This is a genomic window from Candidatus Competibacter denitrificans Run_A_D11 (genome assembly GCF_001051235.1).
Classification (GTDB): domain Bacteria; phylum Pseudomonadota; class Gammaproteobacteria; order Competibacterales; family Competibacteraceae; genus Competibacter_A; species Competibacter_A denitrificans.
This window is the reverse complement of sequence record NZ_CBTJ020000076.1, coordinates 47,169-60,606: the sequence shown is the minus strand read 5'-3', so window position 1 is coordinate 60,606 and position 13,438 is coordinate 47,169. Positions and strand designations below refer to the sequence as shown.

At 58.9% G+C, this 13,438-nt stretch carries 12 protein-coding genes; 6 read left to right on the top strand and 6 right to left on the bottom strand.

Going from position 1 to position 13,438, the window contains the following annotated elements; genetic code table 11:
* Positions 1–215 precede the first annotated feature (215 nt).
* Together pabB and BN873_RS14270 are read right to left on the bottom strand one after the other, a co-directional pair.
* Positions 216–1,976: an aminodeoxychorismate synthase component I gene (pabB, locus tag BN873_RS14275; protein WP_053085381.1), complete on the bottom strand. Its 1,761-nt coding sequence runs from the start codon at positions 1,974–1,976 to the stop codon at positions 216–218.
* Positions 1,963–2,436: a YiiD C-terminal domain-containing protein gene (locus BN873_RS14270; RefSeq protein ID WP_048675007.1), complete on the bottom strand. Its 474-nt coding sequence runs from the start codon at positions 2,434–2,436 to the stop codon at positions 1,963–1,965. The genes pabB and BN873_RS14270 overlap by 14 nt, the downstream gene beginning before the upstream one ends.
* 115 nt (positions 2,437–2,551) lie before the next feature.
* On the opposite strand from BN873_RS14270, the gene BN873_RS14265 reads away from it, so the two are divergent.
* The 4 genes from BN873_RS14265 (at position 2,552) to rraA (ending at position 5,885) form a co-directional block, all read left to right on the top strand.
* Positions 2,552–3,157 carry a nitroreductase family protein gene (locus BN873_RS14265; RefSeq protein WP_048675004.1) on the top strand — a complete coding sequence of 202 codons (606 nt, stop codon included), beginning with the start codon at positions 2,552–2,554 and terminating at the stop codon, positions 3,155–3,157.
* Between the two features lie 90 nt (positions 3,158–3,247).
* Entirely contained in the window at positions 3,248–4,336 is a 1,089-nt protein-coding gene (locus BN873_RS14260; RefSeq protein ID WP_048675001.1) for a hypothetical protein, read from the top strand.
* Positions 4,320–5,342: a peptidoglycan -binding protein gene (locus BN873_RS14255; RefSeq protein WP_048674998.1), complete on the top strand. Its 1,023-nt coding sequence runs from the start codon at positions 4,320–4,322 to the stop codon at positions 5,340–5,342. The genes BN873_RS14260 and BN873_RS14255 overlap by 17 nt, the downstream gene beginning before the upstream one ends.
* 63 nt (positions 5,343–5,405) lie before the next feature.
* Positions 5,406–5,885: a ribonuclease E activity regulator RraA gene (gene rraA, locus BN873_RS14250; RefSeq protein ID WP_048674994.1), complete on the top strand. Its 480-nt coding sequence runs from the start codon at positions 5,406–5,408 to the stop codon at positions 5,883–5,885.
* Between the two features lie 60 nt (positions 5,886–5,945).
* On the opposite strand, the gene BN873_RS14245 is transcribed toward rraA, so the two are convergent.
* Positions 5,946–6,722 carry a hypothetical protein gene (locus tag BN873_RS14245; protein WP_048674991.1) on the bottom strand — a complete coding sequence of 259 codons (777 nt, stop codon included), beginning with the start codon at positions 6,720–6,722 and terminating at the stop codon, positions 5,946–5,948.
* Here BN873_RS14245 and BN873_RS14240 point away from each other — a divergent pair.
* The gene (locus BN873_RS14240) at positions 6,708–9,050 is read left to right on the top strand and encodes a Tex family protein (RefSeq protein ID WP_048674988.1); all 2,343 of its coding nucleotides are present in this window, start codon (positions 6,708–6,710) and stop codon (positions 9,048–9,050) included. The genes BN873_RS14245 and BN873_RS14240 overlap by 15 nt on opposite strands.
* Positions 9,051–9,093: 43 nt before the next feature.
* Here BN873_RS14240 and BN873_RS14235 read toward each other — a convergent pair whose 3' ends face one another.
* Positions 9,094–9,393, bottom strand: a complete 300-nt coding sequence (locus BN873_RS14235; RefSeq protein ID WP_048675095.1) for a DUF6763 family protein — start codon at positions 9,391–9,393, stop codon at positions 9,094–9,096.
* A 73-nt stretch (positions 9,394–9,466) separates the two neighbouring features.
* Between BN873_RS14235 and BN873_RS14230 the strand changes: the two genes are divergently transcribed.
* Positions 9,467–10,342, top strand: a complete 876-nt coding sequence (locus BN873_RS14230) for an eIF2B alpha/beta/delta subunit family protein (protein WP_048674985.1) — start codon at positions 9,467–9,469, stop codon at positions 10,340–10,342.
* A 65-nt stretch (positions 10,343–10,407) separates the two neighbouring features.
* On the opposite strand, the gene acs is transcribed toward BN873_RS14230, so the two are convergent.
* Positions 10,408–12,345, bottom strand: coding sequence for an acetate--CoA ligase (gene acs, locus BN873_RS14225; RefSeq protein ID WP_048674979.1), 1,938 nt, complete (start codon positions 12,343–12,345; stop codon positions 10,408–10,410).
* A 136-nt stretch (positions 12,346–12,481) separates the two neighbouring features.
* On the bottom strand, positions 12,482–13,408 hold the full coding sequence (gene gluQRS, locus BN873_RS14220; RefSeq protein WP_048674978.1) for a tRNA glutamyl-Q(34) synthetase GluQRS: 927 nt from the start codon (positions 13,406–13,408) through the stop codon (positions 12,482–12,484).
* Positions 13,409–13,438 lie beyond the last annotated feature (30 nt).

Below are 13,438 nucleotides of genomic sequence, written 5' to 3'. Positions count from 1 at the left end.
GCCACGACGAGTTTGCAGGAGAAACAGGGATCGCATGATCCGCTTGCGACGATCCCCGCTGGGAATCGATCAGGAAACTCAGGGTGCGGACCGGACCGCACGGCGACAAACTTGGTGGCACTGTAGCATGACCGGCGTTATTTATCTAATTGACCACGCCTGTGACGCAATGTCACCTGGCGGTATGTGAGCGCCAATTTGATTTCCGGCCTGTTTCAGTGGACGAGAAGGGCGGTTTGCCATCGGCGGACTGAATTGATCAGGGCAATTCCACGAGCCGCGCGCAAATCGGCGGCTGTCAGAATCCGTTCTCGAATCTGGCCGATGGCGAGCAGCCAGCCGCGATAAGTCCCAGCCAGCAAGCCGCTGCTCACAGGTGGCGTTACCCATTCCCCATCCAAATCCAAGATCAGATTCGCCAGGCTGGCTTCGGTCAACTCACCGCGTTCGTTCCACAAAATGACCTCATCGCAGTCGGGCCTTGAAGCGCGGGCCGCCTGATAAAGTTCGCGTTGCGTCGTCTTGTGATAAAGCCAGATCGTGTTTGAATCCACCGGCGTTCTGGCCAGACCGACCCGCAATGGTAGCGGCGGCGCAGGGTGGATTAGCGGCTGCGCCTCCACGGCGAACGTACCGTCCTGATTGCCCAGCAATCGGATTTTACTGACGGTTTGTAAAGTCAGCGCCCGCTCGCTCAGGGCGGCCTCAATGGCGAAGCGGTCGAGCGGCACATTGAAATAAACGGCGCTATCCGCCAGCCGCTGCAAATGGGCCGGTAACAGGAAATAGCCACCATCCGGCTCCCACAGCAACGACTCCAACAGTTGAAACGCAGGCCGCCGCTGGGTCAGTACCCGCGCTTTGAGCAAGCACTCGGCGTATTCATCCCCGGCCGTTGAATCCCAAACCAGACCGCCGCCCACGCCATAACGCGCCTGCTGTCGCTCGCGGTCGATCAACACCGTGCGGATCGCCACGTTGAAACGCGCTTGCCGCTGCGGGCCGATGAAACCGATAGCCCCGCTGTAGATGCCGCGCGGGTGCTTCTCCAATTCGTGAATGATTTGCATGGTGCGCACCTTGGGAGCACCGGTAATGGAGGCACAGGGAAACAGGCTGGCGAGAATATTGACCACGGAGGCTTGGGTGCGAGCAGTGACAGTGGAGGTCATTTGCAGCAGGGTGGGATAGCGCTCGATGTCGAACAAGCGGGGGACGGCCACGCTGCCGGTTTGCGCGATGCGACCCAGATCATTGCGGAGCATGTCCACGATCATCACGTTTTCAGCACGGTTCTTTTTCGATTGTCGCAACCCGTTACTATGAGCTTCATCTTCCGCCAGCGTCCGACCACGGGCGGCGGTGCCCTTCATCGGCTTTGCGATCAGTTGTTCGCCGTCCAACGCGAAAAATAGTTCGGGTGAAACAGAGCAGATCGCAAAACGGCCGGTGTCGATGAAAGCCGCATGGTCGGTGGGTTGGCCCGCCGCCAGTTCGTTAAAGAGTGCCCGCGCGTCACCCGCGAAAAAAGCCTGTAACGGAAAGGTATAGTTGACTTGATACGTGTCGCCCTCAGCCAGGTAATTTCTGATGCGCGCGACTGCGGCGGCGTAGGCTGCCTCATCGACAGCGGCTTGCCAGGTTCCGACCGAATAAGGGGGCGCGGGTGGGGGTTGGGTGGTGTCGGTTGTTCGACCCGCAACGGTCGCCATGCGGTCATAAAGGCCGAACCAGAGCAGCGGTAAATCGGCCAGTGGCGGGTGGACGGCGAGGCCATACGCAGCGGCGGCTTCGTAACTGATGAAGCCGACGGCGTATTGGCCCTGCGCATTGACCGCTGCCTCAATGGTTTGCAGCACCGGAATCACCTCATCCGCCCGCATGGCGATCACCACACGCGCCAGCGCGCTGAACTGGAGTTCGGATTGACCCTGGCGCAGCAGGGCTGTGCCTGGCAGCGGCTCAGTCGATGGCAAATGATCGGCTTTGTTCAGACTTGAAAACCCCGTAATCCCCGTTAAAGGTCATTGCCAATTCACCCTCGGCACGCACCGTCACTTCGACCGCCCAGCGGGCTTTGCCGCGCTGGCGATAACGCTCGATGAAACGCTCAATCGCCGTTGCATCGGGTCGTATACATTCGGTGACGATCTCGCCGCGCACGGGCCGTAAGAATTTCAATGTACTGTCGGTGATGAAGATTTCAGCGCTTTCAGCGTGTTCTCGTAAAGTCGTGAACGTCAGCGCCCAGCCGGTCAGCGCCGCAATAGCAGCCATTGAGCCACCGAAGGCGATACCCTTATCGTTGATATTGGGCGCCAGGGGCGCTCTCATAGCAAGCCCCGTCGCATCGCAGCGCTCTAGTCGTGCCTCCATGGCCCGAAACAGCGGCACATGGCGATTGAGGTAGTCGTTGATTTCCTGTTGATAAGACATAAGGATTCCCCGCACAAGGTGTAGCCAAATTTTGCAAGCGCACATTTTCGCGCTTTTCTACTGCAATGTGGTCTTTAATACATTGCTATGTCCAACCGTTTCGAGGGCTTTCCTTATGCTTGAAAAATCTGCCATCACTCAAGTGCCTGTCGCCGATCTCATCGCCCGCCGCTGGAGTCCGCGCGCTATTGATCCAAAACGCCCAGTCAGCCAGGAGCAACTGCTGGGGCTGCTTGAGGCAGCACGCTGGGCACCGTCCTGCTTTGGTGATCAACCCTGGCGTTATTTGCTGTGGGATCGCTTCACTGATCCGGCCGGCTGGCAACACGCTTTTGACTGTCTGGCCGAGGGCAATCGCGTCTGGGTCAAACATGCGCCAGTTTTGTTGCTGTCGGTGGCTGTACCCAACTTCAGCCACAACAGTACGCCGAATCGTTGGGCGCAGCATGATACCGGCGCCGCCAGCGAAAACCTGGTTTTGCAGGCGGCCGCGCTGGGCTTGGTTGCCCATCAGATGGGCGGCTTCGATGCCGAGCAAGCCAAAAGCCGTTTTGGCATTCCCGCCGATCATGCGTGCATGGCGATGATTGCGGTCGGTCATCCGGGGGCCATCGATAGTTTGCCGGAGGATCTCCGCCAAAAAGAAGTCGGGCCGCGTGAGCGCAAGCCGCTGGATAAAATCGTTTTTTCTGGAAATTGGGGGGCGGCCTTCAAACCCTAGCAACTGTTTCGGCGGTGGGGTGTCGTACCCATCGCTTGCACTAATCCTGTTAAAGTGGCCCGCCCGTGTGCCGGAGAAAATGGATAACTCATGCCGATAACCGTTGCCGAGCGACGCTCCACCCGGAGCGCCAGCCGTTACTTACTGCGATCCCTGATTTTTTTGGCTACATTGGTGGCTGCGCTGAGCGTATTTTTTCAGAAACCGCTGACCGCCGCTTTTCTCACCAACCCCTACCTGAACGGGACGATTTTGGCCGCTTTCCTGTTCGGGGTGCTCTACACCCTCAAGGCGTTGACCGGCACGTTGCTGGATGGTCGCGCCACCGACCGGGTGGCTGCCGTCGCATTGAAGGCCCGCCGACGTGAATTGCCGCCGCGTCAGGCTGACGAGACCTTGTTAGGCGAGGGCTGGCGGCGCAATGTCAGTGATTTTTTGCAGAAGGTCCATCGGGTCGTCGGGCATGGTGATGCCGGTACCAGTTTGCCCTATTTGCTGGATTCGCTGGCCAGCCGTGGCGACGATCAGCGGGCGCTGGTGCGCTATCTGGTCGGGGCGCTGGTCCTGCTAGGTTTGATCGGCACCTTTTACGGACTTTTATTGACCATCGCTGGGGTGCGCGATGTGATCAGTGGGTTATCGGTCGAAAAAGCGGCGGACACCATGGCCTTGATCGCCAGCTTCAAAGACCGGCTGGCCGCGCCGCTGGGGGGGATGGGCACCTCATTTTCGGCCTCGCTGTTTGGGTTGCTGGGTGCTCTGGCATTGGGTTTTTTAGAGCTGCAACTATTTCACGCTCAGAATGACCATCATGCTCAATTGGAGGCCCTGGTTGTGAGCGATCTGATCCCGCTGTGGCAGCCAGTGGTGACCGTGACCGCACAGACCGAAACCATTTCACCGCGCCATCTGGCTGCGTTGCTGCAAGCGACCACCGACCGCTTGGAACGAGTCGCTGCGACGACTGAGTACATGGCTAATCGCGGCGAAGGCGTGACGCGAGTTGCCGAGCAAGTCGCCAATCTCAGCGAACGGATCGAATCGCTGCGGGCGACTTTGCAAAATATCGAAAATGATCGCACCGCCGATTTACGGAACGAATTGCGGACCATTGCCCGGCTTTTGGCACGCGAACCAAGCCAAGCGGCCGATGGGGAGCGTCATGCCCCGCCGACGTGATCCGCTCAGCGAATTCAATATCTGGCCGGCCTTTACCGATGCCCTTAGCGGGTTGGTGATGGTTCTGGTGTTCCTGATTACGGTGTTCGTGATCACCGAAGTGTTGATCGGCCGCGAAATGATGGGCAAGGACAGCGCTATCGGCCAATTGCAACGGATCGTCGATCATCTGGAGGGCTTGGCCGGGGATGCCGAAAAGGAAGCGGTGCGGTTGCGGGGACGGGTGCAAGGGCTGGAATCGACCGCCGGTGAGCGGGATCGGCTGATGGCGCAATTGCGCGACGAACTGGCGGCAGCGCGGGCGGCGCAGGCGACCTTGAACGCCGACAAAACCAAGGCGGAAGAAACCGTGACCAGTGTCCAGGAGCAAGCGGCGTTGCTCAGCGCCCGTGCCGACCGCCTGGCCTTGGAACTGGCGCGGCTGAATCAGGCGCTGGCTGCCAATCAACAGGATTTGACGCAAAAGGACGCGGTGATCGTCGCGCAAAAGGACAAGATTGATGCCCTGGATAGCGCACTCAAAAAGAAATTGCAGGAGCGAGTCCAGGAGCTGGAAAAATACGCCAGCGAATTTTTCGGCCGCTTGCGCGAGGTGTTCGCCGGCAATCCAGATATCAAGGTCGTGGGTGATCGCTTCGTATTTCAGTCGGAGGTGCTGTTTCCGCCTGGCGATGCCGCGCTTTCGGCATCCGGCAGCGGCGATCTGGATAAATTCGCCATGGTCTATCAGCAACTGGCCGCGCGCTTGCCGCCGGATTTGCCGGTCATCATCGAAGTGCAAGGTCATACCGACCGCACGCCGATTCGCAACAGCCGGTTCCCTTCCAACTGGGAATTATCGACGGCGCGCGCGCAACAAGTCGTGAATTACCTGATTCAGCAGGGGGTAGCGCCACAGCGGCTGGCAGCGGTCGGGATGGGGGAATATCACCCTATCGATGCGGCGGATACTCCAGAAGCCTACCGACGTAACCGTCGGATTGAGCTGAAGATCACCAGCCGCTAGGGCACGAGTCGCTTGTGTTAAACTGCTGACATTCCTCTTTTCACTTCCGCAAGGGTAGCTGCTATGGAATTCAAGACGACCGACCTGTGCGACGAATTTTCCGACCGCTTGCAAATCGCCGAGCCTCTGTTTGCCGATTATGGCGGAGAAACCGTTTTTTGCGGCGTCATCGTGACCTTGAAAGTGTTCGAGGACAATTCACTGGTGCGAACCGCGCTGGAGCAGCCAGGTCAAGGACGGGTGTTGGTGGTGGACGGTGGCGGCTCACTGCGCTGCGCGTTGCTGGGTGATCAACTGGCGGAGCTGGCTGAGGAAAATGACTGGGCCGGCGTGGTGGTCAACGGCTGTATCCGCGATTCCGCCGCCATTGCTGAACTGGGCATCGGCGTCAAGGCGTTGGGAGTGCATCCGCTCAAAAGCGTCAAGCGCGGAGTCGGTGAACGGGACGTTCCGGTGCGCTTTGCCGGGGTCAATTTCATTCCTGGGCATTATCTTTATGGCGACGAGGATGGCTTGATCGTCTCGGAAAAACCGCTGCTCTAAACGGTACTGCGGCGAGCCAGGGGAAGACGATTTTCCCCTGGTTCGCTAAGCCCAACTGACTTAGTAGGGCGGGTCTGCCGGGCCGGTGTACCCGCATAAGCCTAATCGCGGAGAGTTGACAATCTCTATCGGTTCTCCGTAGTTGTTATGGGGATGCTGTTTGATATGTTCGTCGCATAGCGTGCCCCATACCTCATGCTCGATCAGACATTCTATGCAAAGCCATACCGCAGGTTTACCGCACTGGGTGCATTGCGCCTCTGGCATGAGATTACGCGCCATGAGTGCAATAGGATGTTTCGTGGTCGGTTTGCCCTGTCGTAGCCCGGCCATTTTGATCGATGTTTCCGAGGTGGTTCCAAAATCATAGATATGCACCAGCTCGACTTCCGGCGTGAAAACCGCCTGAATCTGACGAGTTTTGGCAACCTTGTTGTCCCAGCCTCCGCCTCTACCGAATTGGCTCAAATGGCCGCAACACTCCAGCCAGATGGCGCGCAGATAACGATCCAGTTCTTTTAATGGAGCGCTGCCCCGTATTTCCAGATGCAGCCAAAAATCGCTTACATCCAGCGATTGAACACGCAAATGATAAACTGGCTCGCTCGCGCCTTGAGTGCTATCGGACTGCTCAATGGTGCTCCGGCGTTGAGAGCAGGTGGAGAGATGTTTCGTCATACTGCCTTTCGTGGTTTCATAGCCGCAATAGACGCACTTGCCTTTGGATTGTGGTTTGCGGGGCATTTTGATGTCCTTCAAGAAATGGATTAGAGCAACCAAACTAGCATAGCGCTTTCCCTCACCCTGATGGCCTGAAAGTTGATGAACCTGATCCAAACCCTTGCTCGTGAACTCGCCGTTCAGCAACGCCAGATTGAAGCCGCCGTCACCTTGATGGACGATGGGGCCACCGTGCCGTTCATCGCTCGCTATCGCAAGGAAGCAACCGGTGGGTTGGACGATACCCAGCTTCGTCTATTGGAGGAGCGGTTGACTTACCTGCGCGAACTGGACGAACGGCGCGGTGTCATCCTCGCCAGCATCCGTGAGCAGGGCCAATTGACCACCGAGTTGGAAGCAGCCTTGCTGGCCGCCGACACCAAAACCCGGCTCGAAGATCTGTATCTGCCCTACAAACCCAAGCGGCGCACCAAGGCGCAGATCGCCCGTGAAGCGGGTTTGGCGCCGCTCGCGCACGGGTTGCTGGCCGACCCGACCCAAACGCCGGAACAACTGGCGGCTGCATTTATTGATGCGGAGCGCGGGGTCGCCGATGCCAAGGCAGCATTGGAAGGTGCGCGGCAAATCCTGATGGAAGAATTCGCCGAAAACGCCGAACTACTGGCCCAGTTGCGCGACTTGCTGTGGGATAAGGCGACGCTGCATTCGCAACTGGTCGAGGGTAAGGCGGAGGAGGGGGCGAAATTCCGGGATTATTTCGATTATCGGGAAGCCGTTCATAAAATTCCCTCGCATCGGGCTTTGGCTTTGTTTCGCGGGCGTAATGAAGGGGTATTACAGCTTGAACTGGAAGTGGGTGATCCGGCCTCACCTGAACCCGATCTCGGTGAGCGTTCCGTGGTCGCGCACTATCAATTGCGCGACGCGGGTCGGCCGGCCGATGGCTGGTTGCGGGAAACTGCGCGCTGGGCCTGGAAGGTCAAACTGCTGCCGCATCTCGATACCGAGTTGAAGCAGCGCTTGCGCGAGCTAGCCGAGGTGGAGGCCATTCGGGTCTTCGCCGGCAATTTGCGCGATTTGCTGCTGGCTGCTCCGGCCGGTGCGCGGCCAACGTTGGGATTGGACCCCGGATTGCGCACCGGCGTTAAAGTGGCGGTGGTGGACAGCACCGGCAAGCTGATCGCCACCGCGACGATTTACCCGCACGCACCGCGCAACCAGTGGGATGAAAGCTTACAGACGCTGGCCGAATTATGCCGCCACCATCGCGTGGAACTGCTCAGTATCGGCAACGGCACCGCATCACGAGAAACCGACCGGTTGGCGAATGATCTGATGAAGCGCCATCCCGAATTGCGGTTGCAAAAGCTGGTGGTATCAGAGGCGGGTGCTTCGGTGTATTCCGCATCCGAGTTGGCAGCGCGGGAATTCCCGGAGGTCGATGTGTCGTTGCGCGGGGCGGTGTCCATTGCGCGCCGGCTGCAAGACCCGCTGGCGGAACTGGTGAAGATCGAACCCAAGGCCATCGGCGTCGGCCAATATCAGCACGATGTCGGCCAAAGTCGGCTGGCGCGGGCGCTGGATGCCGTGGTCGAGGATTGCGTGAATGCGGTCGGGGTTGACGTCAACACCGCTTCCGCGCCGCTTCTGGCGCGAGTTGCTGGCTTAAACGCGACACTGGCTCGCAACATCGTCGAATTTCGTGATGCCAATGGCGCATTCCGGCGACGGGGGCAGTTGTTGAAGGTTCCGCGTTTGGGGGACAAGACCTTCGAGCAGGCGGCCGGTTTTTTGCGCATCATTGGCGGTGACAGTCCCCTGGACCGCTCGGCCGTTCACCCAGAGGCGTATCCGGTCGTCGAACGCATCCTGGCCGCCAGCGGGCGCGGGTTGCACGAGATTCTGGGTAATGCCGCGTTCCTGCAAACACTGGAGCCGGCGCGCTTTACCGATTCGCGTTTCGGATTGCCGACCGTGCGCGATATCTTGCTGGAACTGGAGAAGCCGGGCCGCGATCCACGACCCGCGTTCGAAACCGCAGCGTTCAAGGAAGGGGTAGAGACTTTGGCCGATCTGCGGCCTGGGATGGTGTTGGAAGGGGTAGTGACCAACGTCGCCAACTTCGGCGCCTTTGTGGACATCGGCGTCCATCAGGATGGGCTGGTGCATGTTTCGGCGCTAGCCGACCGTTTTGTTAAAGATCCGCGCGATGTGGTCAAGGTGGGGCAGGTCGTCAAGGTCAAGGTGTTGGACGTGGATCTGCCACGAAAACGCATCGCGCTGACGCTGCGGTTAGCGGAGCCAGCTAACGGCGGTTTATCGACGCGGTCATCCTCAGCACCACAGCCCGCTGGCGCGGGAGACGGTGGAAAATCAGCGCCCGAACGACCAGATCGGCGAAATCAGCCACGAGAAGCGGTGAATCCTCCGGCCACACCCAGCGCCCTGGCGGATGCTTTTGCCAGGGCACGGCGCGAGCGATGAGGGTAAAAGGGGCTGGTAATCCACGCCAGCCGCCTCTGCTGAATCAGACTGAATCTTCACCCCTTTCAGGGTCATCATCGTCGTCGAATTCATCCTCATCATCGTCTTCGAAACCCAGATCATCGGCTTCCATCTCATCATAGGGGCCAGACCAATCTTCGGGCGCTTCGATGGCTTCGATAGGCAACTCGTACCAGGCATCCAGATCCAACTCTTCCAACTCACCTTCAAAGTATTGGATCTCAATGGTCTGGGCATCTTCGTCGATGGCAACTACCTCGAAATCATCTCCGGTTTCTTCGTTGCGATACCAGTTGCCGATGATGGGATCAACGTCACTCATGACGGTCTCCTGAATAATGGAAGCGGCGGTCGGATACAAAAAAGCGGTTTTTGCGCTGTTTTTATTTTGAGCAATGAACCTCACAGAATTCAACCGTAAAGCCAGGGAAATTCGTGATGATCGGGTTCGCGGAGCCAGTGAGCTGGCGCGCTGCTGTCTGGCCGTGCTGGCGCAGGCGGCCTGTGAAGTGCCCGCTGAGGAGATAACGCCATGGCGGGCGCTGTTATTACGGCTGGCTAGGGAGTTGGCTGTGATCCGGCCCAGCATGGCGCCGATCAAAAATCTGGTCGATGCTTGGAGTGCCAGTGTGGCATTGGACGTAGTGAGCGATTTACCGACCGCGCGCCGGTTAGCTGCCGAGGCGGCGGAACGACTGATCGCGCACTCGCGCCAAGCGGTGAGTGACTGCGCCGCTCAGGCTGCCCGGTTGCTAGGACCTGGCCGGCGGGTGATGACCCACAGTTTCAGCTCGACCGTTCTGAAAACGTGTCGGCTGTTGCAGGATACAGGGTTGCAGATGATCGTCACCGAATCGCGGCCCTTGGAAGAGGGACGGCGGTTGGCGGAGCAGCTTTCGGCCTGGGCCGTGCCGACGACCTATATCACAGAGGCGCAAATGGCCTTATTCGTCGCCAAGGCCGATGCGGTGCTGGTCGGGGCCGATAGCCTGCTAGCGGATGGTGCGGTGGTTAACAAAGTGGGAACGCATTTGCTGGCGCTAGCGGCACACGAGTATGGCGTACCGTTTTATGTTTGCTGTGAGCGTTTCAAGCGCTGGAGGGCTGATGAGCCAGTACCCGATTTGGAAGAGATGGCAAGCACCGAACTGGGTGTGCCGGATTGGCCGAAGGTAAAGATCAGAAACGTCTATTTTGAAGTCACGCCCGCTCACTTGGTCAGTCGCTGGATTGATGAAGCAGGTGTCCATGATGGCATTGTAGAAAAATAAAAACCCGGCCTTGGGGGAGAAGGCCGGGTTAAGTGGATATTATCAATTTTTGTTATAAGAGCCACTTACTTGACGGCGCGATTATCCACCAGGTCGGTGACGACGTTCGGATCGGCCAGGGTCGAAGTATCGCCCAACTGATCGACTTCGTTGGCGGCGATCTTGCGCAGGATGCGGCGCATGATTTTACCGGAACGGGTCTTGGGAAGACCCGGTGCCCATTGCAGGACATCCGGCGAGGCAATCGGGCCGATTTCCTTGCGGACGTGGGCGATGAGTTCCTTGCGCAGTGCTTCGGTCGGTTCAATCCCGACTTTCAAAGTCACATAGGCGTAGATGCCCTGGCCCTTGATGTCGTGCGGGAAGCCGACCACGGCCGCTTCGGCAACCGCCGGATGCAGCACCAGGGCCGATTCGACTTCGGCGGTGCCCATGCGGTGGCCCGACACGTTGATCACGTCATCCACCCGGCCAGTGATCCAGTAATAGCCATCTTCATCACGGCGGGCACCGTCACCGGTAAAGTACAGCCCTTTGTACATCGAGAAATAGGTCTCGATAAAGCGCGGGTGATCGCCGTACACGGTGCGCATCATCCCCGGCCAGGGGCGGGTGATGACCAGATTGCCGTCGGTGGCGCCTTCCAGGAATTGACCCTCAGCATCCACCAGCGCCGGACAGACGCCGAAGAATGGCCGGGTGGCGGAACCGGGCTTCAACGGCGTGGCACCGGGCAGCGGGGTGATTAAAATACCGCCGGTTTCGGTTTGCCACCAGGTATCGACAATCGGGCAACGGCCGTCACCGACATTGTTGTAATACCACTCCCAGGCTTCGGGATTGATCGGCTCACCCACCGAACCGAGAATCCGCAGGCTCTTGCGGGAGGTGCGCTTCACCGGTTCTTCACCTTCCCGCATCAGCGAGCGGATCGCGGTCGGTGCGGTATAGAAGATGTTGACCTGGTGTTTATCGACCACTTCCCAGAATCGGCTGACGTTCGGGTAGGTGGGGATGCCTTCAAACATGATGGAGATGGCACCGTTGGCCAGCGGGCCGTAGACGATGTAGGTATGCCCTGTGACCCAGCCCACATCGGCGGTACACCAGTAAATATCGCCCTCGTGATAGTCGAAGATGTACTTGTGGGTGATGGCCGCGTGCAGCAGATAGCCGCCGGTGGTGTGCAGCACGCCCTTGGGCTTGCCGGTTGAGCCGGAGGTATACAGGATAAACAGCGGGTCCTCGGCATCCATCGGTTCGGGCGGGCAGTCGGCGCTGGCTGTGGCCATGACATCGTGATACCACACGTCGCGGCCATCGTCCCAGGCGATGTTGCCGCCAGTGCGCTTGACCACCACCATCTTCTTGACGCTGGGGGTGCTTTGCAGGGCCTTGTCGGCGTTGGCCTTCATCGGCACCTTGCGGCCACCGCGCATCCCTTCGTCAGAAGTGACGACCACGTTGCATTCGGCGTCAATGATGCGGTCTTTCAGCGAATCGGGCGAGAAGCCGCCAAACACGATGGAATGGACCGCGCCGATGCGGGTGCAGGCCAGCATGGCGACGGCGGTTTCCGGGATCATCGGCATGTAAATGCACACCCGGTCGCCCTTCTTGACGCCGAGACTTTTCAGCGCATTGGCGAATTTGCAAACATCCTGATGCAGTTGCCGGTAGGTGATTTTCTTGTCTTCGGAAGGATTGTCGCCTTCCCAGATGATGGCGACCTGATCGCCACGGGTGGCCAGATGCCGGTCCAGACAGTTTTCACTGACATTCAGCTTGCCGCCTTCAAACCAGCGGATGTGGCCTTTGGTGAAGTCCCAATCCAAAACCTTGTTCCAGCGCTTGGACCAGGTAATGAATTGATCAGCCTGCTCGGCCCAAAAGCCTTCGGGGTCATCGACCGAGCGTTGGTACATCGCCAAGTATTGATCATTGTTGATCCAGGCGTGAGCAGCGGTTTCAGCGGGTACGGGATAGACCTTGACATCGGACATTACCGTAGCTCTCCTTTGGTGATAGGGGTTGGTGTATAAGATTTGTTCGGAGCGAGCACCACAAAGCCGCGCTCGCATCGGGCACGGTTCTTATTTTCTAGTTCAAGCTCTCGGTCTTGTCTACAGTCCACCGCCGCTATTCATGACGACTCGAAAGGTTGCCGCTCAAGAAAGCTGCTGGCCATGGCCGGGACGATGCGATAGGGACGTGTTCTAAACGCCATTGGCAACACGCCCAGGCCAATAGCGTTTTGGGTGATGCCCGCCACAAGGCCGAGGGCGGCGCTTGGCCCAGGAAGTCCAGCGCAGCCCATAGCATCGCAGTCGGCTGCTCAAGATCAAGCGGCGGTGCGCCGGTTTGCTTACTCAGCTTTTGGCCCGTGTTATCGGCAACGACCGGCAGATGAGCGTAGGTGGGTAACGGTAGCCCCAGTAATCTTTGCAGGTAGATTTGTCGGGGGGTTGAATCCAGCAGATCGCTGCCGCGCACGACCTGGGTGATGCCTTGGGCGTCGTCGTCTACCACCACCGCCAGTTGATAGGCGAAACAGCCGTCGGCTCGGCGGATTACAAAGTCGCCGATGTCCCGTTCCAGGCACTGTCGATGGCTGCCTTGCACTGCGTCGTAAAATGATACCGGCGTGTCATTGACCCGCAGCCGAATCGCAGGCGGGCGCGCTGATGGCTGAGGGCTGTTGCGGCAATGGCCGGGATAAATTGGGCTGCCATCCCTGCTGCGTGGATAGGCGGCTAATTCTCGTCGGGTGCAGGTACAGGGATAGGCGAGACCGGCACCCACCAAGCGTTCCAACGCGGCACGATAGATTTCACCCCGCTGGCTTTGGTACAGCACCGGCCCATCCCACAGCAAGGCATAGCGCTCCAACGTGCGCAGGATAAGATCGGCCGCCCCCGGTCGGGCGCGAGGTCCATCCACATCTTCGATGCGGACCAGCCATTCGCCACCGTGGCGGCGCGCTTCCAGAAAACTACCCACCGCCGCGACCAGTGAGCCGAAGTGCAACGGCCCCGTAGGCGAGGGCGCAAAACGACCTCGAACCATGTCCTGCACCGCAGGAAAAGGCAAGCCCGA

Excerpts from the sequence above, each read along its gene's own strand:
- BN873_RS14265 (WP_048675004.1), top strand. The coding sequence starts at position 2,552 with ATGCTTGAAAAATCTGCCATCACTCAAGTGCCTGTCGCCGATCTCATC.
- BN873_RS14235 (WP_048675095.1), bottom strand. The coding sequence starts at position 9,393 with ATGAGTGACGTTGATCCCATCATCGGCAACTGGTATCGCAACGAAGAA.
- BN873_RS14255 (WP_048674998.1), top strand. The coding sequence starts at position 4,320 with ATGCCCCGCCGACGTGATCCGCTCAGCGAATTCAATATCTGGCCGGCC.
- rraA (WP_048674994.1), top strand. The coding sequence starts at position 5,406 with ATGGAATTCAAGACGACCGACCTGTGCGACGAATTTTCCGACCGCTTG.
- BN873_RS14240 (WP_048674988.1), top strand. The coding sequence starts at position 6,708 with ATGAACCTGATCCAAACCCTTGCTCGTGAACTCGCCGTTCAGCAACGC.
- gluQRS (WP_048674978.1), bottom strand. The coding sequence starts at position 13,408 with ATGGTTCGAGGTCGTTTTGCGCCCTCGCCTACGGGGCCGTTGCACTTC.
- BN873_RS14270 (WP_048675007.1), bottom strand. The coding sequence starts at position 2,436 with ATGTCTTATCAACAGGAAATCAACGACTACCTCAATCGCCATGTGCCG.
- BN873_RS14230 (WP_048674985.1), top strand. The coding sequence starts at position 9,467 with ATGAACCTCACAGAATTCAACCGTAAAGCCAGGGAAATTCGTGATGAT.
- acs (WP_048674979.1), bottom strand. The coding sequence starts at position 12,345 with ATGTCCGATGTCAAGGTCTATCCCGTACCCGCTGAAACCGCTGCTCAC.
- BN873_RS14260 (WP_048675001.1), top strand. The coding sequence starts at position 3,248 with ATGCCGATAACCGTTGCCGAGCGACGCTCCACCCGGAGCGCCAGCCGT.